18 protein-coding genes and 3 pseudogenes are annotated in these 25,174 nt (G+C 73.6%); 4 read left to right on the forward strand and 17 right to left on the reverse strand.

The window, feature by feature from the left end:
- Positions 1–1,376: 1,376 nt before the first annotated feature.
- The 3 genes from ACOBQU_RS15015 to ACOBQU_RS15025 all read right to left on the reverse strand — a co-directional run bounded on the left by ACOBQU_RS15015 (position 1,377) and on the right by ACOBQU_RS15025 (position 3,156).
- Positions 1,377–2,111 carry an isocitrate lyase/PEP mutase family protein gene (locus tag ACOBQU_RS15015; RefSeq protein WP_423627368.1) on the reverse strand — a complete coding sequence of 245 codons (735 nt, stop codon included), beginning with the start codon at positions 2,109–2,111 and terminating at the stop codon, positions 1,377–1,379.
- On the reverse strand, positions 2,108–2,569 hold the full coding sequence (locus ACOBQU_RS15020) for a carboxymuconolactone decarboxylase family protein (protein ID WP_423627369.1): 462 nt from the start codon (positions 2,567–2,569) through the stop codon (positions 2,108–2,110). The genes ACOBQU_RS15015 and ACOBQU_RS15020 overlap by 4 nt, the downstream gene beginning before the upstream one ends.
- A 128-nt stretch (positions 2,570–2,697) precedes the next feature.
- Positions 2,698–3,156, reverse strand: a complete 459-nt coding sequence (locus ACOBQU_RS15025) for a carboxymuconolactone decarboxylase family protein (RefSeq protein WP_423627371.1) — start codon at positions 3,154–3,156, stop codon at positions 2,698–2,700.
- Positions 3,157–3,278: 122 nt separating this feature from the next.
- On the opposite strand from ACOBQU_RS15025, the gene ACOBQU_RS15030 reads away from it, so the two are divergent.
- Positions 3,279–4,703: a PLP-dependent aminotransferase family protein gene (locus tag ACOBQU_RS15030; protein ID WP_423627373.1), complete on the forward strand. Its 1,425-nt coding sequence runs from the start codon at positions 3,279–3,281 to the stop codon at positions 4,701–4,703.
- A 163-nt stretch (positions 4,704–4,866) separates the two neighbouring features.
- Here the strand turns inward: ACOBQU_RS15030 and ACOBQU_RS15035 are convergent, their stop codons facing one another.
- From ACOBQU_RS15035 to ACOBQU_RS15055, 5 genes and pseudogenes are all read right to left on the reverse strand, one after another.
- On the reverse strand, positions 4,867–5,829 hold the full coding sequence (locus ACOBQU_RS15035; RefSeq protein WP_423627375.1) for a glycine betaine ABC transporter substrate-binding protein: 963 nt from the start codon (positions 5,827–5,829) through the stop codon (positions 4,867–4,869).
- Position 5,830: 1 nt separating this feature from the next.
- Positions 5,831–7,797, reverse strand: a pseudogene (locus ACOBQU_RS15040) (ABC transporter permease).
- Positions 7,797–8,906: a quaternary amine ABC transporter ATP-binding protein gene (locus ACOBQU_RS15045; protein ID WP_423627377.1), complete on the reverse strand. Its 1,110-nt coding sequence runs from the start codon at positions 8,904–8,906 to the stop codon at positions 7,797–7,799. The pseudogene ACOBQU_RS15040 and the gene ACOBQU_RS15045 overlap by 1 nt, the downstream one beginning before the upstream one ends.
- Positions 8,907–9,042: 136 nt before the next feature.
- Complete coding sequence (locus tag ACOBQU_RS15050; protein WP_423627378.1) at positions 9,043–10,578, reverse strand: GMC family oxidoreductase; 1,536 nt, start codon at positions 10,576–10,578, stop codon at positions 9,043–9,045.
- A gap of 179 nt (positions 10,579–10,757) precedes the next feature.
- Entirely contained in the window at positions 10,758–12,260 is a 1,503-nt protein-coding gene (locus tag ACOBQU_RS15055) for an aldehyde dehydrogenase family protein (protein ID WP_423627380.1), read from the reverse strand.
- 195 nt (positions 12,261–12,455) lie between these two features.
- On the opposite strand from ACOBQU_RS15055, the gene ACOBQU_RS15060 reads away from it, so the two are divergent.
- Entirely contained in the window at positions 12,456–13,292 is an 837-nt protein-coding gene (locus tag ACOBQU_RS15060; RefSeq protein WP_423627382.1) for a hypothetical protein, read from the forward strand.
- Positions 13,293–13,372: 80 nt separating this feature from the next.
- Here ACOBQU_RS15060 and ACOBQU_RS15065 read toward each other — a convergent pair whose 3' ends face one another.
- Positions 13,373–13,900, reverse strand: coding sequence for a hypothetical protein (locus tag ACOBQU_RS15065; RefSeq protein ID WP_423627383.1), 528 nt, complete (start codon positions 13,898–13,900; stop codon positions 13,373–13,375).
- A 3-nt stretch (positions 13,901–13,903) separates the two neighbouring features.
- Positions 13,904–14,149, reverse strand: coding sequence for a helix-turn-helix transcriptional regulator (locus ACOBQU_RS15070; RefSeq protein WP_423627385.1), 246 nt, complete (start codon positions 14,147–14,149; stop codon positions 13,904–13,906).
- A 103-nt stretch (positions 14,150–14,252) separates the two neighbouring features.
- Here ACOBQU_RS15070 and ACOBQU_RS15075 point away from each other — a divergent pair, with 103 nt between their 5' ends.
- Positions 14,253–14,723 (forward strand): GNAT family N-acetyltransferase, encoded by a 471-nt coding sequence (locus tag ACOBQU_RS15075; RefSeq protein WP_423627387.1) that lies wholly within the window; start codon positions 14,253–14,255, stop codon positions 14,721–14,723.
- Here the strand turns inward: ACOBQU_RS15075 and ACOBQU_RS15080 are convergent.
- Positions 14,683–15,642 carry a LysR family transcriptional regulator gene (locus ACOBQU_RS15080; protein ID WP_423634509.1) on the reverse strand — a complete coding sequence of 320 codons (960 nt, stop codon included), beginning with the start codon at positions 15,640–15,642 and terminating at the stop codon, positions 14,683–14,685. The genes ACOBQU_RS15075 and ACOBQU_RS15080 overlap by 41 nt on opposite strands.
- Positions 15,643–15,692: 50 nt before the next feature.
- On the opposite strand from ACOBQU_RS15080, the pseudogene ACOBQU_RS15085 reads away from it, so the two are divergent.
- Positions 15,693–17,251, forward strand: a pseudogene (locus ACOBQU_RS15085) (MFS transporter).
- A 93-nt stretch (positions 17,252–17,344) separates the two neighbouring features.
- Here ACOBQU_RS15085 and ACOBQU_RS15090 read toward each other — a convergent pair.
- The 6 genes and pseudogenes from ACOBQU_RS15090 to ACOBQU_RS15115 form a co-directional block, all read right to left on the reverse strand.
- On the reverse strand, positions 17,345–18,121 hold the full coding sequence (locus ACOBQU_RS15090; RefSeq protein ID WP_423627389.1) for a hypothetical protein: 777 nt from the start codon (positions 18,119–18,121) through the stop codon (positions 17,345–17,347).
- 5 nt (positions 18,122–18,126) lie between these two features.
- Positions 18,127–18,513 carry a hypothetical protein gene (locus tag ACOBQU_RS15095; RefSeq protein WP_423627391.1) on the reverse strand — a complete coding sequence of 129 codons (387 nt, stop codon included), beginning with the start codon at positions 18,511–18,513 and terminating at the stop codon, positions 18,127–18,129.
- Positions 18,510–20,390 (reverse strand): hypothetical protein, encoded by a 1,881-nt coding sequence (locus tag ACOBQU_RS15100; RefSeq protein ID WP_423627393.1) that lies wholly within the window; start codon positions 20,388–20,390, stop codon positions 18,510–18,512. Before ACOBQU_RS15100 ends, ACOBQU_RS15095 begins: the two co-directional genes overlap by 4 nt.
- A gap of 210 nt (positions 20,391–20,600) precedes the next feature.
- Positions 20,601–21,590, reverse strand: a complete 990-nt coding sequence (locus ACOBQU_RS15105; protein WP_423627395.1) for a malate dehydrogenase — start codon at positions 21,588–21,590, stop codon at positions 20,601–20,603.
- Positions 21,591–22,824: 1,234 nt separating this feature from the next.
- Positions 22,825–24,033 carry a DUF2690 domain-containing protein gene (locus ACOBQU_RS15110; RefSeq protein ID WP_423627397.1) on the reverse strand — a complete coding sequence of 403 codons (1,209 nt, stop codon included), beginning with the start codon at positions 24,031–24,033 and terminating at the stop codon, positions 22,825–22,827.
- Between the two features lie 685 nt (positions 24,034–24,718).
- Positions 24,719–25,004: pseudogene (locus ACOBQU_RS15115) on the reverse strand (helix-turn-helix domain-containing protein); the annotation flags it as partial.
- Positions 25,005–25,174 lie beyond the last annotated feature (170 nt).

The raw sequence follows: 25,174 nt of genomic DNA on the forward strand, positions 1-25,174 counted from the left end.
CGCCCCTCCAGCGCGAGGTGCCGTTGTCCGGGCGGCCCTGGGGGTGGGGCCACGGGGGGGTGCGGTGGTCACGTGGGGTCTCGCTGCCGGGTGCGGACCGGATCTTCTTGCGGGAACGGTGGGGGGAGGAGGCGTGGGCAGGGGCGGAGGCGGGTTCGGTTCCGCGATGGTCCGGTCCGGATGCCGGGTGCGGACCGGATCTTCTTGCGGGAACGGCGAGGGGAGGGATGGGCGGAGGTGGAGGCGGAATCGGTGGCGCGATGGCCCGGCCGGGATGCCGGGTGCGGGCCGTGTCTCCCTGAGGGAACGGTCAGCGTGGAGCACGAGCGGAAACCCGAGCCCGTGTCTCAATGGCCCGGCTCAGTTGCCGGGTGCGGACCGGATCATCTCGCGGGAACGGTGGGGGGAGGAGGCGTGGGCGGGGGTGGAGACGGAATCGGTGGCGCGATAGCCCGGCCGGGATGCCGGGTGCGGGCCGCGCCCTCTCGCGGGAGCGGCCGGGGGGAGGGGTTGGCGGAGGGACGGGCCGACACGAAGTCGGAATCGGTGACGTGGCGGCCCGGCCCGGATGCCGAGCGCGGATCGAATCCCCTTCGGGGAACGGTCAGGGTGAGGTCTCCGGGAAAGGTCAGGGCGAGGCGCAGGCATAGACGGAGACGAAGGGGGAGACGGATGCGGGGCGGGGTCAGGGGTGGAGCGTGGGCGGGGGGGCGGAGTCGCAGTCGAAGGCGGAGCCCAGCCTCGGACGGAGCCGAGGACGGAGTCGAAGGCGGGGGTGGAGTGGGGGCAGGTGACCCGGTGGTCCATGGCCCGGCTCGGGCGGCGGGTGCGGAGCACGTCTTCTCGGGGATCCGCCAGAGCCGAGGGCAAGCCGACGCCCTCCCCCATCAACTCCGCCAAAGTTGCGAACGGCACACCCCCGCGCCCCCTCCCACTCCCCTTCACGCCCCTCCCCCAAGCCAGCGCGACAGACCAAACCCGCCAACACCCGAGGCCGAACACGCAGCGCGCCCGTTCCAGCCCGCCCGACGCTTGAGGACGAGCGCGCAGCACGACCCTTCCAGCCCGCCCGGCGTTTGAGGGCGAGCGCGCCAGCGCGATAGATCAAGCCGGTCCGGCGCTTGAGGACGAGCGCGCAGCGCGACGGATCTAGCCCGTCCGGCGTTTGAGGACGAGCCGCGGAGCGGCAACGAGGGCGGGGGTGCCAGGGGCAGCAGCCCCATGGTTTCGGTGAAGGGGCGGGATTGGGGGCCACCCGGCAGGGCCCAGAAGCGGCGGGATTGGGGGCCACCCGGCAGGGCCCAGAAGGGGCGGGATTGGGGGCCCCGGCAGGGCCCACCCACCGTCACCTTAGGGCCCCGGCAGGCCCCCCACCGTCACCCCAAACCCCCCGCGAAAGAGGCGACCGCCGCCATCGCCCGCCGCTGCAACCCCGGGCCGAACGTCACCCGGGACGCCCCCAGCTCCCCCAGCTCCCGGACCGAAGGTCCCCCCGGCAGGAAGAGGGCGTTGAGCGGCGCCGCCACCCCGTCGCGCAGCGCGGGCAGCACGTCCGGCGGTGCCTTGATGACGTAGACGCAGTCCGCCCCGGCCTCGACGTAGAGCCGGGCGCGCCGCAGCGTCTCGTCGAGGTCGGCGACCCCCCGGACGTAGGTGTCGACGCGCGCGTTGAGGAAGAGTTCCGCGCCCGCCACCTCGCGCACGGCCGCGAGGTACTCCGCCTGGGCCTCGGCGTCCTTGAGGGACCCGGCGGCGTCGTCCTTGCCGCCCCAGGAGTCCTCCAGGTTGCAGCCGACGACGCCCGCGTCGAGGAGGCGGCCGACCAGCTGGCGGGCGGGCAGCCCGTAGCCGTCCTCGACGTCCGCGCTGACGGGGACGGACACCGCCCGCGCGATGCGCCCCACCGCCTCGAACATCTCGCGCGGCGGCACGGACCCGTCCGCGTACCCGAGGGACGCCGCGACGCCCGCGCTCGGTGTCGCCAGGGCCGGGAAGCCCGCCTCCTCGAAGACGCGCGCGCTCGCCGCGTCCCAGGGGCCCGGCAGGACCAGGGGGTCGCCCGGCGCCCGGTCGCGGTGCAGGGCGCCGAACGCCTCGGCCGTCGCGCTCACTTGTGCTCCTCGGTCCGGGAGGGCTGGTAGGTGGGCGGGTTGCGGATGCTGACGTTCAGGCGGTTCCAGGCGTTGATGAGGGTGATCATCGAGATCAGCTGGCCCAGCTCCGCCTCGTCGAAGTGCTGGGCCGCCCGCTCGTACACCTCGTCCGGCACGAACCCGTCGGTGAGCAGCGTGATCGCCTCCGTCAGGGCCAGCGCGGCCCGCTCCCGCTCGGTGTACGAACCCTCCGCCTCCTCCCAGGCGTTGAGGAAGTAGATCCGCTCGTCCGTCTCGCCCGCGAGCTTCGCTTCCTTGATGTGCATGTCGATGCAGTACGCACAGTGGTTGATCTGGGAGGCCCGGATCATGACCAGGTACTTGAGGTGGACGTTCATGCCCTGGGACGCCGCCTCGGTGGCCTGCTGGAGGGCCGTGACGACCGGCAGTTTGATCTTCGCTGCGCGCTTGCTCATGGGGGCTTGGCTCCTCGGGGGTGCTCATCGGCCTACGTGTTGGCTGCGGACGTATGTGTCGGCTGCGTATGTATGTGTTGGCTGCGGACGTACGTGTTGGATGTGTACGTACGTGTCGGCGTACGGGGTCAGTTGGCGGGGCGGTGCGCGGTCGAGCCCGGCGTGTAGTGGCCCGGGACCATGCGGCTGGTCACGGCGAAGCGGTTCCAGCCGTTGATGAGGGTGATCGCCGCGATCAGGTGGGCCAGCTCGGTGTCGTCGAAGTGCTGGGCCGCCCGCTCGTACACCTCGTCCGGCACGAACCCGTCGGTCAGGACCGTGACGGCCTCCGTCAGCTCGATCGCCGCGATCTCCCTCGCCGTGTAGAAGTGCTTCGACTCCTCCCACGTGCTGAGCTGGATGATCCGCTCGACGCTCTCCCCCGCCGCCAGCGCGTCCTTGGTGTGCATGTCCAGGCAGAACGCGCAGTGGTTGATCTGCGACGCGCGGATCTGGACCAGTTCGAAGATGACCGGGTCCACGCCCTTCTTGGCCGCCGCCGCCAGCCGGATCATGGCCTTGTACGCCTCCGGGGCGTGCTCCGCCATGTTCAGGCGGGGCGTGCTCGGGGAGCCGGTCGTCGTGGGTGTGGGTGGTCGCGTGGGTGCTGGTGTTCGTGGTCATGCCTTGAATCTACGAGGCGATTAGCCCACGGGTATGGTCCATTCCCATGGGGAAATCTTGGGCCACTTCAGGGCGTGAGGGCGGCGGTGCCTGGAGCGTCGACCTGCATCTCGACGCGGCGGGCACGGGTGGGCGCTCAGGGGTGCGCAAGCGGCTGACGGACGCCCTGCGCGAGGCCGTGCGCGGCGGGCGGCTCGCCCCCGGCACCCGCCTGCCGTCGTCCCGTACGCTCGCCGCCGACCTCGGCGTCGCCCGCAACACCGTCGCCGACGCCTACGCCGACCTCGTCGCCGAGGGCTGGCTCACCGCCCGCCAGGGCTCCGGCACCCGCGTCGCCTCCCGTGACGTGCCGCGCCCCGCCAAGGCCGCGCGCCCGCCCCGCACCAGCGGCGCGCCCCTACACAACCTGATGCCCGGCACGCCCGACGTGACGTCGTTCCCCCGCGCCGAGTGGCTGAAGGCCGCCCGCCGCGCCCTCGCCGCCGCACCCGACGACGCCTTCGGGTACGGGGATCCGCGCGGCCGCGTCGAACTGCGCGCCGCCCTCGCCTCGTACCTCTCCCGGGCCCGGGGCGTGCGCGCCGACCCCGAGCGGATCGTCGTCGTCCCCGGCTTCATGCACGGCCTGACCCTGCTGGGCGAGCTGCTGGTGGCGCGGGGGCTGCGGCGGATCGCCGTCGAGTCGTACGGGCTCGATCTGCACTGGGACCGGCTCGACCGCACCGGTCTGCGCACCGAACCGCTCGGCGTCGACGACCTCGGCACCCGCACCGACGGGCTCGCCGGGCACCGGGCGCTCCTGCTCACCCCGGCGCACCAGTTCCCCATGGGCAAGCCGCTCCACCCCGACCGGCGCGCCGAGGCCGTCGACTGGGCGCGGCACGTCGATGGGCTGATCCTGGAGGACGACTACGACGGCGAGTTCCGCTACGACCGGCAGCCCGTCGGCGCGCTCCAGGGCCTGGACCCCGAACGCGTCGTCTACCTCGGCACCGCCTCCAAGTCCCTCGCGCCCGGACTGCGGCTCGCCTGGATGGTGCTTCCCGCGGCGCTCGCCTCCGAGGTCGCCGAGCTGAAGTTCGCCGCCGGGGCGTCCAACGGGGTGCTGGACCAGCTGGCGCTCGCCGAGTTCCTGACGTCCGGGGCGTACGACCGGCATGTGCGGTCGGCGCGGCTGCGGTACCGCAGGCGGCGGGACCAGCTGGTCGCGGCGGTCGCCGACGCGGCGCCCGAGGTGCAGGTCAGCGGGATCGCCGCCGGGCTGCACGCGGTGCTGCGGCTGCCGCCCGGCACCGAGGAGTCCGTGGTGCGGGCGGCGAGCTGGCAGCGGCTCGGGCTGCAGGGGCTGTCCCGCTTCCGGCACCCCGCCGCCGCCGTCCCTCCCGAGGACGGCCTGGTCGTCGGCTACGGCACCCCCGCCGACCACACCTGGCCCGCGACCCTGGCCGCCCTGTGCCGCGTCCTGCCGTGACCGCCCCCGCCCACCCGCCCTTCCCTGAGGCCGCGGCCCCGGCCCCCGCATCCGCATGGGGCTCCGCCCCTCTCCCCCGTTCGGCGCTCCGCGCCTCGTCCTCAGACGCCGGACGGGCTGGATTCCGCCGGTCTCGGCAAAGTTCCAGCCCGTCCGGCGGCCCCTACGGGAGCCATCCCCGCCACTTCCGCTCGTTCTTCTTCACCCAGGCCTCCGCCGCATCCTCGGGCGACATCTTCCGGTCGGCGATCATCAGGGAGACCTCGTTCTGGTCGGCCTCCGACCACCGGAACCGCTTCAGGAACTTTGCCGCGTCGCCCCCGTTCTCCGCGAAGTCCGCGTTGAGGTACTTCTGGAGCGGCGTGTGCGGGTACCCGCACCTGATCGCCTCGGGGTCGGCGTCGCAGCCCTCCTTGTACGCGGGCAGCCTGACCTCGGTCATGGGGACCTTCTCGAACAGCCACTGGGGCTTGTACCAGTAGGTCAGGAACGGCTTCTTCTGCTTGGCGAACTGCTCGATCTGGGTGATCTGGGCCGCCTCGGAGCCCGCGAAGACGACCTTGTAGTCCAGGTCGAGGTTCTTCACCAGGGCCTTGTCGTTGGTGACGTAGGACGGGGAGCCGTCCATGAGCTGGCCCTTGCCGCCGGACTCGGGGGTGCGGAAGTCCTCGGCGTACTTGTTGAGGTTCTTCCAGTCGGTGACGTCCGGGTGCTTCTTCGCGAAGTACGTCGGGACGTACCAGCCGATGTGTCCGGTGACGCCGACGTCGCCGCCGGGGACGATCGTCTTCTTGTCCTTGATGTACCGCTGCTCCTGGTCGGGGTGGCCCCAGTCCTCCATGATCGCGTCGACGCGGCCCTGGCTGAGCGCGTCCCAGGCGGGGATCTCGTCGATCTGGACCTTGTCGACGCGGTAGCCCAGCTCGTGCTTGAGCAGGTACTCGGCGACGGCGACATCGGCCTGCGCGCCCACCCACGACTGCACGGACAGCGTCACGGTCTTGGCGCCCGCCGCGTTGGCGTACGGCGAGGCCTGCTTGGACATGTCGGCGGCGCCGCAGCCGGACAGGGCGAGCAGGGCCGCGCCCGCGCTCACGGCGGCGGTGACGCGCGTACGCGTACGCATGTCAGGCTCCCTTCTTCGCGCGGCGTTCCGTCGGCTGCGTCACCCGGTCGAGCATCAGGCCGAGGCAGACGATCGCGATGCCGCCGACCAGGCCGGTCGCCAGGTCGCCGCGGGCGAGTCCGGCGAGGACGTCGTAGCCGAGGGCGCCGCCGCCGACCAGGCCGCCGATGACGACGACGGCGAGGACGAGGACCACGCCCTGGTTGAGGGCGAGAAGGAGCGCCGGGCGGGCCAGCGGCAGCTGGACCTGGCGCAGCACCTGCCAGTTGGTGGCGCCGAGCGACTTCGCGGACTCCATCGCGGCGGGGCTGACCTGCTTGAGGCCCTGCGTGGTGATGCGGACGACGGCGGGCAGCGCGTACACCACGGCGGCGAAGACCGCCGGGGCGCGGCCGACGCCGAAGAGGGCGACGACCGGGATCAGGTACACGAACTGCGGCATCGTCTGGAAGACGTCGAGGACCGGGCGCAGGAGGCGTTCGAGGCGCGTGCTGCGCGAGGCGGCCACGCCGATCGCGAAGCCGAGGACGAGGGTGACGGCGACGCCCGCGAGGACCTGGGAGAGGGTGTCCAGGGAGGCGTTCCAGACGCCGAGGACACCGATCGCGGCCATGGCGAGGACGGCGGTCAGGGCCGTCTGCCAGGTGCCGATGACCCAGGCGAGGGCAGCGACGATCAGCAGCGCCGACCACCAGGGCAGCCCCTGGAGGCCGTCGCGCACCGGGTCGAGGACGTATGTGGTGAAGCGCGCGGACCAGTCGGCGGTGCCGCCGACGACGGGGACGCCGGTGTAGAGGTGGTCGACCATCCAGTCCTTGGCGGTGTTGACCGGCTCGGCGATGTTCACGACCCAGCTCGTCGGCCACTCCAGGCGGTCGGCGAACCGGGAGGCGAGCGCGGCGGCCAGGGCCAGGGCGGCGGCGAGGGACCAGCCGCGCCAGCCGTGCAGGGGGAGGTCCGCTCGGCGGGGGCGCCCACGCGTTCGCCCGCCGCGGCCGTCACACGGTCCAGGACGACGGCGAGCAGCACGATCGGGATGCCCGCGGCGAGCGCCTGGCCGACGTCGACGGAGGCGAGGGCCTGGTAGACGCGGTCGCCGAGGCCGCCCGCGCCGATGACGGAGGCGATGACGGCCATGGACAGGGCCATCATGATCGTCTGGTTGACGCCGAGGAGGAGTTCCCTGCGGGCCAGCGGCAGACGGGCCGAGAACAGGCGCTGGCGGGCGGTCGCGCCGAGCGACGCCACGGCCTCCATCACGCCGCCGTCGGCGCCGCGCAGGCCGAGCGCGGTGAGGCGGGCCATCGGCGGGGCCGCGTAGACGACCGTCGCGAGGACGGCGGCGGGCACGCCGATACCGAAGACCAGGACGACGGGCAGCAGGTAGGCGAAGGCCGGGAGCACCTGCATGGTGTCGAGGACCGGGCGCATCATGCGGAAGACCCGGTCGTTGAGCCCGGCCGCGAGGCCGAGCAGCAGGCCGAGCGCCACGGACACGAGGACGGCCACGACCATCAGGGCGAGCGTCTGCATCGTCGGCACCCACATGCCGAGCAGCCCGCACAGGCCGAACGAGGCGGCGGCGAGCGCGGCGAGCCGCACGCCCGCCACGCGCCAGGCGATGACCCCGGCGGCGACGGTCACGCCCGCCCAGCCCGCGGCGAGCAGCGTCAGGTAGACGGCGCGCACGGCGAGCACGACGGCGTTGGAGACGTGCCCGAGGAAGTAGAGGAACAGCGGGTGGCTGTCGCGGTTGTCGATGATCCAGTCGCTGGCCTTGCCGAGCGGCTCGGACAGGTCGACGGTGAGCGCGTCCGGCCAGGCGCCGGAGGCCCACTTGGCGTTGACGATCGGCACAGTGATCGCTGCCGCGAGGGCGAGCAGCAGGAGCTTGTGCACGGCACGGTGCCGCAGCAGGGCGCCGATGCCCGTATCTCGTACGGACGTTGACGCGGTGGCGGTGGCCATCAGTCGACCACCTCACCGGCGGGGTCGGCCTGGGGCACTCCTGCGACGACGCCGAGCAGCCGCTCCTGGTCGACGACGCCGAGGCAGCGGCCGTCGTCCATGACGCGCGCCGGGAGGCCGGTGCGGGCGACGGCCTCGATGGCCTCGGAGACGGTGGCGTCGGGCGCGACCGCCGGGCCGCGCGCCTCGGCCTCGGAGGCGGAGTCCAGCGGGCGCATCGCGCGGCGCACGGTGACGACCTGCTCGCGCGGCACGTCCCGGACGAAGTCGCGGACGTAGTCGTCGGCCGGGGAGCCGACGATCTCCTCGGGCGTGCCGAGCTGCACGACGCGGCCGTCGCGCATCAGCGCGATGCGGTCGCCGAGCTTCAGGGCCTCGCTCAGGTCGTGGGTGATGAAGACCATGGTGCGGCCCTCCTCGCGGTGCAGCCGCACGACCTCCTCCTGCATGTCCCGGCGGATCAGCGGGTCCAGGGCGCTGAACGGCTCGTCGAACAGCAGGACTTCGGGGTCCGCGGCGAGCGCGCGGGCCAGGCCCACGCGCTGCTGCTGGCCGCCGGAGAGCTGACCGGGCCTGCGCTGCTCCAGGCCTTCGAGGCCGACCTTGGCGACGACCTCGGCGGCCCGCGCGCGGCGCTCGGCGCGCTTGACGCCCTGGATCTCCAGGCCGTACGCGACGTTGTCGAGGACCGTGCGGTGCGGGAGCAGGCCGAAGTGCTGGAAGACCATGGACGCGCGGTGGCGGCGCAGTTCGCGCAGCCGGTTCGCGTCCATCGCGAGGACGTCCTCGCCGTCGATCTCGACGGACCCGGACGTCGGCTCGATGAGCCGGGTCAGACAGCGTACGAGGGTGGACTTGCCGGAGCCGGACAGGCCCATGACGACGAAGACCTCGCCCTTGGCGACCTCGAACGACACGTCCCGCACGGCGGCGGTGCAGCCGGTGCGCTCCCGCAGCCCGGCGGGGTCGAGGCCGGTCAGCTCCGGGTCGCCCGGGACGCGGTCGGCCTTCGGTCCGAAGACCTTCCACAGGTTGCGCACGGCGAACACGGGGGCCGCCGGGGCGGCGCCGCTCTCGTCCAGGGGGGTGGTGGCGACGGCTTCGGTCATCGGCGCTCACCTCGCTGGGCGCGAAGCCGGGCGCGGGCGCCTGGGCGGGCGGTGCGGGCGCCTGGGCGGGCGGTACGGGCGCCCGCCGTGGCGGGTGGGGCGTGCGGGGCGGCTGCCGGGGCTGTCACGGGGTGGGTCATCGGGCGTCACCCCCGAGGATCTCGGAACATTTCTCCCCGACCATGAGCACTCCGATCATCGGGTTCACAGCGGGCATCGTCGGGAAGACGGATGCGTCCGCGATACGGATTCCGTTGAGGCCCCGGATCTTCAACTCCGGGTTCACCACGGCGAGTTCATCATCGGAAGCGCCCATTCGGCAGGTGCCCGCCGGGTGGTAGACGGTGTGCGCGGCCTTGCGGACCAGCTCGCTGATCTCGGCGTCGTCGGTGATGTGCGGGCCGGGGAAGACCTCCCGCTTGAGCCACTTCCTGAACGGCTCGGCCTCGGCGACCTTGCGGGCCAGCTTGATGCCGTCGACGAGGGTCCGCCCGTCGTAGTCGTCCTCGTCCTCGAAGTACTTGAAGTCGAGCGCGGGCTTGACCTCGGGGTCGGCGGAGGTGAGGTAGAGGCGGCCGCGCGAACGGGACTTGGGGATGTTCGGGGTCATCGACACGCCGTGCTCGGGGCGTTCGTAGCCGAGGCGCTCCGGGTTGTCGGTGAACGGGATCTGGTAGAAGTGGAACATCAGGTCCGGGCCCTTGTGGTCCGGGTCCCGCCGCACGAACAGGCCCGCGTCGGAGTCCATCGCGGAGTTGCCGGGGATCGGCCCGTGGGTCTCCCAGACGATGACCGACTCGGGGTGGTCGATGAGGTTCTCGCCGACGCCCGGCAGGTCGTGGACGACCGGGATGCCGAGGGCTTCGAGGTCCTTGGCCGGTCCGATGCCGGAGTGCAGCAGCAGCCGCGGGGTGTCGACGGCGCCCGCGCAGACGACGACCTCGCGGCGGGCGGTGAGCAGCTTCTCCGTGCCGTCCTTGGTGCGGACGTGCACGCCGCGCGCGGCCTTGCCGTCGAGTTCGAGGCGGTAGGCCCAGGTCTCCAGGAACAGGTGGAGGCCCGGGCGGTCCCCGGCCTCCATGTGCGGGTGGAGGTAGGCGACGGAGGCGGAGGAGCGCTTGTTGTTCTCCGGGTGGTACGCGAGGTCGAAGAAGCCGACGCCCTCGTCGAAGGGCCGGTCGTTGAAGCCGACGACCTCGGGGACGCCCAGGGCCTGCTTGACGGCCTCGATCCAGTCGGTGGCGATCTGGTTCTGGTCCTTCTTGGCGACGCGTACGACGTTGTTGCGCAGCTTGCCGAAGTAGGGGTCCATGGCCTTGGCGTTCCAGCCGGTGGCCCCGGCGGCCTCCCACTCGTCCCAGTCGGACGGCAGCGGCTTGAACGAGATCAGCGTGTTGTGCGAGGAGCAGCCGCCGAGCACCTTGGCGCGGCTGTGCAGGATGTGCGAGTTGCCGCGCGGCTGCTCGGTCGTCGTGTACTCGTAGTCGAGTTCGCCGCCGAGCAGGCCGAGCCACTTGCGCAGCGTGAGGACGTCCTCGCGGTCGATGTCGCTCGGGCCGCCCTCGATGACGGCGACGGTGACGTCCGGGTTCTCGGTGAGCCGGGAGGCGATCACCGATCCCGCGGTGCCTCCGCCGACGATGACGTAGTCGAACTCGGTCTGGTCGGACATGCGTGGGTGCTCCTCTTCCTGCGAGGTCGTGCAAGGTGCTCGCGCGTAATGGGACGTGATGAGCCGAGGGGGTGCGTGGGGGCGCGTGCGTGGGGTGCGCGCGGGTAGTGCGAGGGGGTACGGGAACGGGGGCGCGGGACGGTGGTCGCCGCCCCGCGCGTCCTCGTGTGCGCCGGGGGTCAGCCCGCGAACCAGCGGACCGGCTTGGGGGCCAGGTTCTGGTAGACGTGCTTGGCCTCGCGGTACTCGGCGAGACCGGCCGGGCCCAGCTCGCGGCCGACGCCGCTCTTGCCGAAGCCGCCCCACTCCGCCTGCGGCAGGTAGGGGTGGAAGTCGTTGATCCAGATGGTGCCGTGGCGCATCCGGCGGGCCATGCGGCGGGCGCGGCCGGGGTCGGCGGTCCACACGGCGCCCGCGAGCCCGTACTCGGTGTCGTTGGCGAGCGCGAGCGCCTCGTCCTCGGTGGTGAAGGTCTCCACGGTCAGGACCGGCCCGAAGACCTCCTCGCGGACCACCTTCATCTCGCGGTGGCAGCGGTCGAGGACGGTCGGCTCGTAGAAGTAGCCGGTGGCGGGGCGGGTTTCGCTGGGCTCGGGTCGCTTGCCGCCGCAGCGCAGCACCGCGCCCTCGGCGAGGGCGGAGGCCACGTACCCCTCGGTCTTCTCGCGCTGCTGCGCGGAGACGAGCGGGCCGCACTCGACGCCGTCCTCGGTGCCCCGGCCGAGCCTGATCCGCTCGGCGCGGCGGGCGAGTTCGGCGACGAAGCGCTCGCGCACGGACTCCTCGACGATGAGGCGGCCACCGGCGGAGCAGACCTGGCCGCTGTGGATGAACGCGGCGTTCAGGGCCTGGTCGACGGCCGTGTCGAAGCCCTCGTCGGTGGCGACGGCGTCGGCGAAGACGACGTTGGGGTTCTTGCCGCCGAGTTCCAGGGCGACCTTCTTCACGCCGAGCGCGGCGGCCTGGGCGACCTTGGTGCCGGAGACGAGCCCGCCGGTGAAGGACACCAGGTCCACGTCGGGGTGCTCGGCGAGGCGCGCGCCGACGGTGTGGCCGGGGCCGGTGACGATGTTGGCGACGCCCGCGGGCAGACCGGCCTCGACCAGCAGCTCGATCAGCGCGACCGTGGTGAGCGGGGTGATCTCGCTGGGCTTGATGACGAAGGTGTTCCCGGCCGCCAGGGCGGGCGCGATCTTCCAACTGGCCTGGAGCAGCGGGTAGTTCCAGGGCGTGATCATCGAGCAGACGCCGACGGGCTCGTGGACGACGACGCTGTGGACGTCGTCGGACCCGGCGTCGACGACGCGGCCCGCGCCCTCGCCGACGACGAGGTCGGCGAAGTACCGGAAGGCGTCGGCGACGCAGTCGACGTCGACGCGGCCCTCCTCGACGGTCTTGCCCGCGTCGCGGGACTCCAGCAGGCCGATCTTCTCTCGGTCGCGCACCAGGAGGTCGGCGACGCGGCGCAGCAGCGCGGCGCGCTCGGCGACGGGCGTGGTGGGCCAGGGGCCCTCGTCGAAGGCCTTCCGGGCGGCGGCGATCGCGGCGTCCGCGTCCTCGGCCCCGCCCTCGGCGATCACCGCGAAGGGCTTGGCGTCCGCCGGGTCGATGATGTCGCGCGTGGCGCCTGATGCGGCCGCGCGCCATTCGCCGCCGACGTGGATGGTCTGTTGAGCGGACACGTCCTCGTTGCCTTCCGTTCCTGGCACATTCCTGCCTGATGCCCCACGTGGTCACCCGTAGTGGCCGGGTGCACCTGCCCTGGCCCCGGGAAAGCATGCGCATTCGATGGCCGAAAGTGCGCTGTGTCACTGCGTATGCGGGTACGCGAGGTGAAACGTACGCTCGAAGCACGTTGTGTCACCGGAGGTGACGTTATGAGCCGAATGTCTCTTACCCGGGCGCGAGCCGCGACCGGAGCCTGCGCGGCGGCGGCGATCCTGCTGCTCGTCCCCGCGTGCGGGTCGGACGACGACAGCGGGGACAAGGGCGGCAAGAGTGGCAAGGGCGACAAGGAGGTCGCGGGGGACTCGACCTCGGACCTCAGCGCCCGGGAGATCTCCGACAAGGCGAAGCGGGAACTGCTCGACGCCAGGTCGGTGCACCTGAGGCTGACCGACAAGGGCACCGACGTCGAGAAGGACGACCCGGCCTCGGTCGACCTCACCCTGGACCGGGACGGCAACTGCGTCGGCAAGCTCACCTTCGGCACCGGTGGTGGCTCCGCCGACCTGGTGAAGCGGGGCGACAAGGTGTGGATGAAGCCGGACAGCGCCTTCTGGCGCACCCAGGTGCCGAACGGGGGCGGCGCGGCCGCCGCCGAGCTGTTCAAGAACCGCTACATCCACGGCAGCACCACCGACCCGATGCTCAAGGGCCTCGCCGAGGTCTGCGACCTGCGGGAGCTCCAGGACTCGGTCGCCGACGACTCCGACGGCTCCGACGACGACGTCAGGAACCTGAAGAAGGGCGAGGTCACGACCGTCGACGGCACCAAGGTCATCCCCCTGACGGCCACCGACGACGGCAAGGAGAAGACCCTGTACGTGGCCGCCGAGGGCAAGCCCTATCTGCTGCGCGCCACGGAGAAGGGCGACGGCGAGGACAAGACGACCATCCTGAGCGACTACGACGAGCCGGTGCCGACCAGGACCCCATCGGCGGACGAGTCGGTGGACATCGCGAAGCTGAAGGAGCGGTTGCAGCGGACCTGACCGGGCGGCCGCGGCGTACGGAACGCGGCGTACGCGCCGGGAGGGCGGGGCCAGGCGGCGGCCAGCTAGGCGGCGGCCAGCTAGGCGGCTGCCTCGTCGGTGAAGTCGTCGGCGGGTTCGTCCCGCGCGGAGAGGCCCGCCACCCACAGCGGCATCAGCCAGTGGGCCACCAGGGCGCAGAGCACCACCGGGAACACCAGCGCCCTGACCTCCGTGCCCGAGATCCCGGCGACGCCCGTGCCGACCGCCGCGGCCAGCAGCAGCCAGGTCATGAGCTGGTGGGCGCGGGCCCGCACCCGGTTCCGCTCGGCGCGCTGGCGCTCGTCCAGGGCGCGGGTGCGCAGTTCGAGGAGGCCGCGCGTCGCGCCGTTGATGACCCCGGTGGCCACGCACCAGGGCAGCAGCAGCCCGAGCAGTACGTACCCCCACCAGGCCCGCTCCCCCAGGACCAGGCCGAGCCAGGCCGCGACGGAACCGGCCGTCAGCGCGATGTGCGCGCACACGGCGGCGCGGCGGCGGGCCGCCGTGCGGTGCAGGGGGTGGCCCTCCGTGCGGTTCATGAGGGCGCGCATCCGCCGGTCGTACGCGGTCAACTGCTGCTGTGCCATGACTTACTGGTCCCTCCCGTACACCTGGTCCGTGAGCGGGCTGAACGGTTCGAGGGAGAACAGCGCCTCGACGGGCAGCCCGAAGTGCCGCGCGATCCTCAGGGCGAGGTCGAGGCTCGGGTTGTACTGCCCCCGCTCGATGTAGCCGATGGTCTGGTAGTGGACGCCCACCGCCTCGGCCAGGCTCTGGCGCGACACCTTCCGCTCGGCGCGCACCACGGCCAACCTGTTGTGGACTTGCTCGCTCATGTATAAGAAGTACTACATTCCACAGCAGGCAGGCAACATCGGCCCCGCATCCGCGTGAGCCACCTGTAAGTGTCACAACCGCATGGCGCCCCTATACTCCCCCATGGGAACACCGCTCATCCAGCGCGCCACGGCCGAGGACGCCGCCCCGCTCACCGCCCTGATGCACGCCTCCCGCGCCTACCAGGGCGCGTACGCCCCGATGATCGAGGGCTACCGCGTGACCGCCGCGTACATAGCCCGCCACGAGGTGTACAAGGCCGTCGACCCCGACGACGGCGACCGGCTGCTCGGGTTCTACGCGCTGGTCCTCGACCCCCTGGTCCTGGACCCGCCGGAGCTGGACCTGGCGTTCGTGGCTGACGCGGCGCAGGGGCGGGGCGTCGGGCGGCTGCTGATGGACCACATGAAGGAGCGGGCCCGGAGCGCGGGCCTGCGCGCGGTGCGGGTGGTGTCCAACCCGCCCGCCGAGGGCTTCTACCGCAGCGTCGGCGCCGTCAGGACCGGCACCGTGCCGCCCAAGCCGCCCCGGATCACCTGGGAGCGCCCGGAGCTGAGCTTCGACCTGGCCTGAGCGGGTTGATCAGGTCCCGTACGCAGCCGCGCAGCCAGGCGTGCGCCGGGTCCGCGTCGTGGCGCGGATGCCAGGCCAGGGCGAGGGACAGCGGCGGCAGCGGCACCGGGACGGGGAACGTCACCAGGCCGAGCGCGTCGGTCATCGGCCGGACCCAGGAGGCGGTCAGACCGACCAGGTCGGTGCCGAGCAGGATGAACAGCGACCCCGTGAACGTCCCCACGGTGCCCACCACCCGCCGCCGCAGCCCGAGTTCGGCGAGCGCCGCGTCCAGCGGCCCCGCCATGCGCCCCTTGCGCGACACCGTCAGATGCTCGGCCGCCGCGAACCGACGCGGCGTCAACTCGCCCTCCAGCAAGGGGTGTCCGGCGCGTACGACACCGAGCATCACGTCCTCGTAGAGGTGCTCGACGCGCACCTCGGGGGCGACCGTGTCGATCACGCCGACCTCCAGGTCGGCGGTGCCGTCGCGCAGCACCGGCTCGCCCTGGTGGCTCTCCGGCATGAAGCGCAGCCGCACGCCCGGGGCCTCGGCGGCGGCGCGGGCGAACAGCGCGGGCGCGTACGTGGCGGCCAGCGCGTCCTGGCCGACGATCGTCAGGGTGCGCTCGACGGTCCGCAGGTCCTGGGCCCCGGGCCCGGCGAACACCGCCCGCGCCCGCTCCACCACCGCGCTGACCTCGGCCTGCACGGCGAGCGCGTACGGCGTCGGCACCATCTGGCGGCCCGCCCGCACCAGCACCGGGTCGCCGAGCGCCTTGCGGATCCGGCCGAGGGTGCGGCTCATCGCGGGCTCCGACAGGTGCAGCCGCAGCGCGGCGCCGCGCACGCTGCGCTCGTCCAGCAGCACGTCGAGGGCCACCAGGAGGTTCAGGTCCAGGTCGGGGCGGCCCGGCTCCCTTGATTGCGTCACGTGCAGGTATCCCTTGCGAAAGTTGCACTGGAAAGCAGGTACGGGCCGAGCCTACGGTGGCGGCACATCCCACGCCACGCCGCTCCCCGAGGAGGAGCCTTGCCCTCGCCTGCCCAGAACCACCCACCGGCCCAGCACCAGCCACCGGCCCAAGACCACCCACCGGCCCAGCACCAGCCACCGGCCCAGAACCAGCCACCGACCCGGAACCACCCGGCAGCCCAGGACGCCTCCCTCACCGATCAGGCCGTCCCGCCCGCTCCCCCGGCCCTGACCCGGACCGCCCTGCTCGTCCTCTGCGCATGCGTCCTCGTCGCGCAGAGCATGGTCGCCGCCATCAACCTGCTGATCCCGCAGCTCGTCTCGTCGTCCCTGCACCCGTCGTCCAGCGAGATCCTGTGGACCGTCGACGCGTACGTCGTCGTCTTCGCGGGCCTGCTGATCCCGGCGGGCGCGCTCGGCGACCGGTACGGCCGCAAGGGCGCGCTGCTCGCCGGGCTCGCCCTGTTCGGCGCGGGCGCCACGGTCAGCGCGCTCGCCACCGCGCCCGCCGTGCTCATCGCGGGGCGCGGCGTCTCCGGCGCCGGTGCCGCGCTGATCATGCCCGCGACGATGACCATCCTGATGCGGACCGCCCCGCCCGAGCAGCGCCCGCGCGCACTCGCCTCCTGGACGCTCGCGCTGGGCCTGGGCGGCCTCGCCGGGAACCTCGGCGGCGGCCTGATCGGCGCGTACCTGCCGTGGCGCGCCCTGTTCTGGGTGATGCTGCCGCTGGCCGCGCTGCTGGCCCTGGCGGTCGCCCGCACCACGCCCCGTACGGCCCCCGCGCCGGACGCCAAGTCCCCGACCCGGTCGGCACGCTGCTGATCACGGCGGGTCTGGTCGCCGTCCTCTTCGGCATCATCGAGAGCCCGCTGTACGGCTGGACGTCGCCGCGCATCCTCACCGCGTTCGCCGTCGGCGCGGTGCTGATCACGGGCTTCACCGCGCACGCGCTGCGCTCGGCGACGCCGCTGTTCGACCCGCGCGTGTTCCGCTCGCGCCGCCTGTGCGCGGCGGCCCTCGGCACGGCCACCAGCTTCTTCGGCCTGTTCGCGCTCTTCTACGTCAACTCGCAGTACCTGCAGTACGTGAAGGGGTACGGAGCCGCCCGCGCGGGCCTCGCCATCGTGCCGCTGACGGTCGGCATGGTGCTCGTCCCCGGATCGCCGCGCGCTGGTCGGGCGCGCCCCGCGCGGTCGTGGGCGGCGGCCTCCTCCTCATCGGCGCGGGCCTGCTGGGCGTCTCCACCGCCGACGCGACCACGCCCTACGCGGTGTACTCCTGCTGGCTCCTGGTCATCTCGGCGGGCACCGGCCTGTGCATGCCCGCCCTCACCATGGCCGTGGTCACGTCCCTCCCCCCGCACCAGGCGGGCCTGGCCTCGGGCCTCGGCACGTCCGTCCGGGAACTGGGCGCGGCCCTGGGGGTGGCCATCACGGGCACGATCCTGGCCACGCACACGGACTTCGCGACAGGAATGTCATCGTCCCTGCGCGTCATAGGCACGGCGGTCATCGTGGCGGCACTCCTCACCACGGCGGGCATGGGAAGAAAGAGCCCGTCCGGCGTTTGAGGACGAGCCGCGAAGCGGCGATATCCGGGGGTGCCAGGGGGCGGAGCCCCCTGGTTTCGGGAAAGGGGCGGGCCTGGGGCGCCCCGCGAGGGCTCACCCACACACCGTGCCGGGCGGACAGAACCCCCCGACGGCCGTGTCCAGCAGCTCCCGGACCTCCCCCCGCCCCCGCGCCTCGACCCCGTACGCCGCGACGGCGTACCGCTTCCCGTCGGCCCCCTGGAACCGGTGGTCCTCGACGTACCACAGCCCGACGTCCGGCTCCCCCTCGATCCGGTCCGTGACGTAGGCGAGGCGCACGGCGGGCCGCCCGTCCTCGGACAGCCGCTCCAGGGAGACCCGCCGGAACCCCTCCGGCTTGGGCACCTTCGTCTCGTCGAGGAAGTCCATGACGGAGGCGTAGGGCGTGGGCTCGCTCACCTCGTACACCTGGACCCGCCGAGTGCCGTCGAGGTTGCGGTAGTTGACGATGTCCATGCCGTAGTCGGCGCCCGTGGAGGTACGGGCCCACCCGATCGGCAGGGCGATGCGGAACCCCTCGGGGTCCGCCACGCTCTCGTACCCGGACGGCAGCCCGGCCCCCTCCGAAGAGGGCGAGGGCGCCCCCGAACCCGAGCCCGAACCCGAGCCCGTGCGGTCGGCGGTGTCCGCACCGGCGCTCACGGGACCCGAGAAGTACACCGTGGGCTCCGGCTCGTCCTTCCAGCCGACGGCCCACGTGCCGAAGGCGAGGCCGCAGACGGCGAGCACGGCGGCGGCCCCGCGCAGCGCCGCCCGCTGGCGGCCCGCGTCCCGCTGGTGGAGGTCGGCGAGGCGCCGCTCCCGCTCGACGGCGACCCAGTCCTGGCGCTTGCTGTCGAAGACGCGCACGGCGCTCAGCCGGGGATCTGGGGGAGCTGGGCGAGCGCCTGGAGCACGGCGGTGACCGCCGCGGCGGTGGAGGCGGCGGGCGCGTAGTCGCCGAGGCGGTCGCCGAGCCGCCGCAGGGGCCCGTCGGTGGAGCGCCCGGTGCGGGCGATCTCGCCCTCGACGTCGGCGAGTTCGGCGTCGAGGACCTCGTCCTCGGGGGTGCGCTCCTCCTCCGCGAGGCCGCGGCGCAGCGCGCGCACGGCGGTGAGCAGGGAGGCGTACTCGGAACTCGCCGCGAGGACCGTGTAGTTGGTGGACTCGGCCGTCCCGTGGGCGCCGAAGGCCTGGGAACCGCCGTTGATCGCGTTGATGTTGACGGTCACTCCGCCGCCGTCGCGTGTCTCGTCGCTCATAGCGCGCTCTTCTCCGTGTGGGTGGCCTGGCCGTGGCTGCCGGTGGCGAGGGCGCCGCCGGACATCTCGTTGATGTACACGCCGCTGTTGTTGATCTGCGTGATGTTCTGCTCCAGGCGGTCCGTGCGGTAGCCGCTGGCCCGGAGCGCGTCGCGCACGCCCTCGCCGATGCGGTCCTGGAGGGTCCGGGTGTACCGGGCGACGTCCATCTCCTGGAACAGGGACAGCTCGTCGGTGGCGGCGAGCTGCCGCAGCGACACCAGCGGCGCGTCGGGCGGCGCCGTCCGCACGGGCAGCAGCCGGGCGCCGAGGGCGCGCAGCGCGTGGACGGCGCGGGCGTGCCGGGGCGCGCTCCCGGGCTTGTCGTCCGGCGCGGGCGCCGCGTCGGCCGCGAGCCACAGCCGCAGCGACGGCAGCAGCGAGGGCAGCGCGCGCAGGGCGCCGACGCCGGTGGTCACGCCGAACGCGGGGGCGTCGACGAGGGCGCGCACGGCGTCGCGCACCGGGCCCTCCGGCTCGCTGGCCGTGACCGCGTCCACCGCGCGGAACTCGGGCAGGACCGGGCCGAGGACGTGCGGCACCACTTCGAGGACCAGCATGCCGCCCTGGGTGTGCACCCGGACCAGGAGCGTGACGACGACCTGCTCGTTCCAGGCGCCCACGCGGATGCGCAGGAAGTGCCTCCGGGCCTCGCCGCCCTCGCCGACCGCCTCCGCGATGTGCCGCTCGGCCTCTTCGGGGTCGTACACCAGGGCGGTCCTGCCGTCCTGTCCCGTGTACAGCTCCTCGTCGCGGCCCGCGCCCGACGGCAGGTAGACGAACTCCTCGATCTCCAGGTGCCGCAGGCGGTCCTTGCCGGTGGTCCCGGCGGACCGGCGCAGCGCCCGCAGGCGCGGCCGGATCATGGTGAGGACGTCACGCGCGGACAGCGGGCCGCGGGCGCCCTGCGGGGGCAGCGCGCCGTTGGCCTCCAGGGCGCCGGTGCCGTGCCGGGTGTCGTCGCGCTTCAGCTCCAGGACGACCGACCAGGGCTTGCGGGGCGTTCCCGCGCCCACGAAGGGCCGGTTGACGTCGTACAGGGTGAGCGGCGCGTCCTGCTCGCGGCGGATGCAGGCGGCGATCGCCGCGTACCGGCCGGGCAGCGCGGGCTGGTCGGACTCGGCGAACAGCTGCCGGGTCAGGCAGGCGCGCAGCGTCCGCTTCCGCACGGCCTGGTGGCGCCAGACGACGACCGCGACGAGCAGCGGGAAGATGACAGGGTACGGGGAGTCGGCGACGCCGCCCCAGGCGGCGAACCAGTACACGGCGGCCAGCCCCCACGCGTTCACCGTCACCAGCCAGCCGAGGCGGCCGCGCAGCCAGCTCAGCCACCCCGGCAGCACCACGGGCGTCAGCGGCGCCCCGCCGCCGGTGTCCCGGCCGCGTACGACGCGCCCGCACCACAGCAGCAGCACGACCGCCGCGTACAGCAGCGCCCAGCCGCCCGGGACCAGGCCGCCGGGGCCGCCGGGCCGCTCGCCGCCGAAGTCGTCGCCGTCGAGGGCGAGCGCCAGGAAGTCCCCGAAGGAGAGGTCGGACTCGCCGCCCGAGCGGTCCTCCAGGGCGTCCCACGCCATCACGGCGTCGGTGACGAGGAACCCCGCCCACACGGCGAGCAGCAGCAGCGCGGTGACGATCTCGTCGCGCCGGGCGCGCAGCGCGTGCGCCAGCACCGTGAGCACGTCGGCGCCGAGCGGCGGTGCCACGGGGCGCTCGGCGTGGCCGACGAGTTCCTCTACGACCCGTCTGCGGAACGCCGCGTTCAGATGGGCTCCGGCGCTCAGCAGCCGGGTGGCCTCGGTGCGCGCGTACCGCCGCGTGGGCGGTTCGTCCTGCATGTGCTGCTACCCCCGATACCCGTGGGATCCGCGCTCGCGCGGTGACGGAGGTGGCACGCTAGCGGCGCGTCCGCGCGCCTGTCCGGCGAACGGAGGGGCAGTCCCCTGAACTGACGACCGCCCCCGGTCCCGCGTGCGTAGGCGGGAGGACCGGGGGCGGTCGTCGGAAGACGCTGGCTCAGCGCGTGCTGGCTGTCGGCGGGCGTCGGCTCAGATGAGGCCGAGCGCGCGGACCGCCTCGCGCTCCTCCTCCAGCTCCTTGACGGAGGCGTCGATGCGGGCGCGGGAGAACTCGTTGATCTCCAAGCCCTGGACGATCTCGTACTTGCCGTCCTTGGCGGTGACGGGGAAGGAGGAGATCAGGCCCTCCGGAACGCCGTACGAACCGTCCGACGGGATGCCCATGGAGGTCCAGTCACCGGCGGCGGTGCCGTTCACCCAGGTGTGGACGTGGTCGATGGCGGCGTTCGCGGCCGAGGCGGCCGAGGACGCGCCGCGGGCCTCGATGATCGCGGCGCCGCGCTTGGCGACGGTCGGGATGAAGGTGTCGGCCAGCCACTGCTCGTCGTTGACGGTCTCGGCGGCGTTCTTGCCCGCGATCTCCGCGTGGAAGATGTCCGGGTACTGGGTGGCGGAGTGGTTGCCCCAGATGGTCAGGCGCTTGATGTCGGAGACGGCGGCGCCGGTCTTCTTCGCGAGCTGCGAGATGGCGCGGTTGTGGTCCAGGCGGGTCATCGCGGTGAAGCGCTCCGCCGGTACGTCCGGGGCGGCGGCCTGCGCGATGAGCGCGTTGGTGTTGGCCGGGTTGCCCACAACCAGGACCTTGATGTCGTCCGCGGCGTGGTCGTTGATGGCCTTGCCCTGCGGCTTGAAGATGCCGCCGTTGGCCTCCAGGAGGTCACCGCGCTCCATGCCCTTGGTGCGCGGGCGGGCGCCGACGAGCAGGGCGACGTTGGCGCCGTCGAAGGCCACGTTCGGGTCGTCGCTGATCTCGATCGAGTTCAGCAGCGGGAAGGCGCAGTCGTCGAGCTCCATCGCCGTGCCCTCGGCCGCCTTCAGGGCCGGGGTGATCTCAAGGAGGCGCAGGTTCACCGGCACGTCCGCGCCGAGCAGGTGGCCGGAGGCGATGCGGAACAGCAGCGCGTAGCCGATCTGGCCGGCCGCGCCGGTGACGGTGACATTCACGGGAGTGCGGGTCATGGCGATCTCCGTAAGAGAGCTGGCGGTGGGGGTCCCTGCCCCATGTGCTGGATCCCCGTGCCGACGCCGTCGCCGATCGCCTCTCGATGATCGATCTCTCGGCATCAAGAGAGATCCGCGGTCAGGCTACCGCGCGGGTTCTCGCCGGGGGCGAGCGGGCGGTGTGGCTCACCCCACACGGTGGGGTGAGGGCGAAAAAGTCGGCGGTTCGGGGGCATGGGGCGGGCTTGCGGGGGCAGGCGCACGGTACCCCCACGGGAGTGGTCACACCCCCAGGCGGCCGCCACGTCCCCTCTCCCGAGGTGGCGGTCGCCCTCCCCCCCTCGCGGGGGCCGCTCGCCGTCGGCGGCCCCCCACCGGCACCGCCCTCGGGGAGGCGGGCGCCCCTCGCGGGGGTCCTTCGCCGTTGGCGGCTGCCGCCGCGTCGCGGACGCCCCTCGCCGGGGCTGAGCGCCGTCGGCGACTCCCGTTGCGCGGGTGGTCTCCTCTCCCACCCGCCCACCCGGCACCGTCACCGGGGAGGTGGGCGCCCCTCGCCGGGGCTGAGCACCATCGGCGGCCCCCGCCGCGTGGGTGGTTTCTCCTCCCACCCGCCCACCCGGCACCGTCACCGGGGAGGTGGGCGCCCCTCGCCGGGGCTGAGCACCATCGGCGGCCCCCGCCGCGTGGGTGGTTTCTCCTCCCACCCGCCCACCCGGCACCGTCACCTGACAGGCAGGCGCTCCCGCCGGGGCTGAGCGGGTGGTTTTCCCTCCCACCCACCCGCCCATGACCGTCACCTGAGGGGTGGGCGCCCCTCGCGCGGCTGAGTGCGTTGGCGGTGTGCTGTAGGCGGGCGGGTGGGGGGACACCGGCGACGCTGCGGGGCGCAGGCCCTACCGCCGCGGGGCGCGCGGCCGCCCCCGCGCGGGGCAATGGGTGCCGGGCCCCCGAAGCTGCCATGGGCGGGCGGGTGGGGGACACCGGTCACGCTGCGACCCGGGGGCTGCGTGGCGCAGGCCCTACCGCCGGAGGCGCACGGCCGCGCGCCGTCCACGGCCGCCCCCGCGCAGGGCGGTGGATGCCGGGCCCCCGGAGCTGCCATGGGCGGGCGGGTGGGGGACACCGGCGACGTTGCAGCCGGGGGCTGCGGGGCGCAAGCCGTACCGCCGCGGGGCGCGCGGCCACCCCCGCGCGGGGCGGTGGGTGCCCGGCCCCCGGAGCTGGGTGGGGGGACACCAGTGCGGCCCGGGGGCTACTTGGTGCAGGCCGTTTCGCCGGAGGCGAGCGTCGCGCAGGCCTTGGCCTGGGCGGCGGACGCGACGGCCACCATGCGGGTGTACGCGTCCAGGTCGCCGTCAACGGTGCCGCTCTGCCGACCGGAGGCGCCCCTGCCAGTGATCCGCAGCTTGTCGCCCGGCGTCGCCTGCGTGATGCGGGCCCACGCGGCACCGCACGTCTTGCTGTAGCGCACCTCGACGAGGGTCTTCGTGCCGACGGTCGCCCGGGCCGTCGTCCGCGCGAACTCGCCGCCGCAGCCCATCTTCTCGGGGTCCTTGCCCGCGCACGCGGCCCCGTTGCACTCGACGCCCGCGGGCAGCTTCGCGGTGGACGCGGTCGGGGACGGCGACGCCTTGGCGTCGTCGCCCTCGTCGCCCTCGCCGACGCCGGTGAGGAACACCGCGACGGCGATCACCACGAGCGCCCCGACGACCCCCGCGAGGAACATCGTCAGCTTCCGCTTGCGCCGCTGCCCGTCCGCCCCCGCCCCGCCGGGCCCGGGCGGCGCGCCCACGACGCCCCGCGCGGCACCGCCGTACGCCGTGGAGGCCGACGCCAGCGCGGACGCGGCCGCCGTGGGGGGCGTCGCCGACGCCTCGTACGAGGACGCGGAGGACGAAGCCGACGCGGAGGGGGCGGGAGCGGTGGGGGTCGCCGTCCCGTACCGCTGCGGCGGCGGCATCGTCGGCGACACCCCGGCGGGACCCGCCACACCGGTCACCGCGCCGACGCCGCCGCGCGCCCTGCCCGTACCGCCCGCCTTGCCCGACGCACCCGACTCGGCCTTGTCCTTGCCCTTGTCCTTGGGGGCCTTGGGGGCCTTGCCCTTGGGCGGGCTGGTGGCGAGTTCGCCGAGGGCCGCGCGGGCCTGGGAGATGCGGATGGCCTGCATGGTCATGTCGTGCCGCATCTCCGAGCGGCTCCAGGCGCGCTCGGCCAGCTCCCACAGCGTGATGAGGTGGACCGGCGGCGTGCCGGTGACCTCGGCGAGCGCGACGATCGCGCCCTTCGGAGCGAGCAGCCGCCCGTTGAGATAGCGCTCCCACGACGTCTTGCTGTAGCCGGTCCGGTCGGCGACGGCCGCGATGCTCAGCCCGCTGCGGTCGACGAGTCCGCGCAACTGGCCCGCGAACTCCCTGATCTGCGGGTCGAGGTCGTCCGGTAGCGCTTTCCAACGAGGCATTGCTCCCCCTACTCCCCCGTACGTGCTTGCTCCCCGCGCATCGTGCCCCCTGCCCCGGCGCCCCGCACAGCCCCCGAACGTCCCCGTTCTGGACTACCCAGAGGGATGCGCGCGGCCGGGACGGCAGTTCCCGGAACAGGGGCGCACGGGTGCACGGCGGCCGCGGAGTGCCCCCGTCGCACGCCTCACGGACCGTGGCACAGTCTCCCACCGCCGCCCCGCGCCCCGAAGCGGAACCCCAGCTACCGTACCCGGACACCCCAGAAGCACCACGAATACGGCAGTTGACCCCTTTTACGCCCCCTGGTGGGAACGCATTATCGACCGCACCCCCTCAATAGGCAACCGTCCCGTCACCCTCCGTCCCCGGTGCGTGACGCCCGCCCGGACTCCGTACCCAGCCGCTCGGACACGCTCGCCCCCGGCCGCCACGGCGGGCCCTCGGGGGACTCCCCCCGCACCAGCGCCAGTTGGACCACCGCCCACAGCAGGCTCGCGAGGAGCAGGACGATCACGGCGAACGCCGAGCACGCCACCAGCCGCCAGGACCGCGCCGCCCGCTGCCACGGCGCCCCGGCACGCACCCGGCGATCGTCCCGCTCCGCCGGGCCGGGACGCCCCGGCCGCTCCCGCTCCGCCTGCCGCCCCTGCCCCGGCCGCTCCGGTTGCCCCGGCCGCTCCGGGGCGGTCGCCCGCGGCCACGCCTTCACCGCCAGCTCCCAGCCCGCGGTCAGCCGGGCCGCGTCCGCCCCGGCGATGCGGCACAGCGCCACGACCGCCTGGCGGGGCGGGGGCTGCTGGGCGTTGAGGTAGCGCTGCCAGGAGGACTTGCTGTACGCGGTGGAGCGGCCCAGCGCGACCAGGCTCAGGCCCGTTCGGTCCTTGAGCTGGCGCAGCTGCGTCACGAAGTGCCGTACCTCGGGCGGCAGCCCGCCCGGCAGCGGCTGCCAGTTGCCCGCGCGTGCGCCCACGAAGCACCCCCTGTCCCCACGAAGCCCCCCTGTGCGGCCGGGTATGCCCCACTGACGAGCCGGGGGCGTGTCCGGTTCGCCCGTGCACCCCTTTCCGACCTGCCCGTTCCCCAGCCGTAGCGGCCCGAGAACACCGTTGCGGAATGGTCACTTCCGTGCCACAGGGAACC

Source organism: Streptomyces sp. G45, assembly GCF_049542095.1.
Classification (GTDB): Bacteria; Actinomycetota; Actinomycetes; order Streptomycetales; family Streptomycetaceae; genus Streptomyces.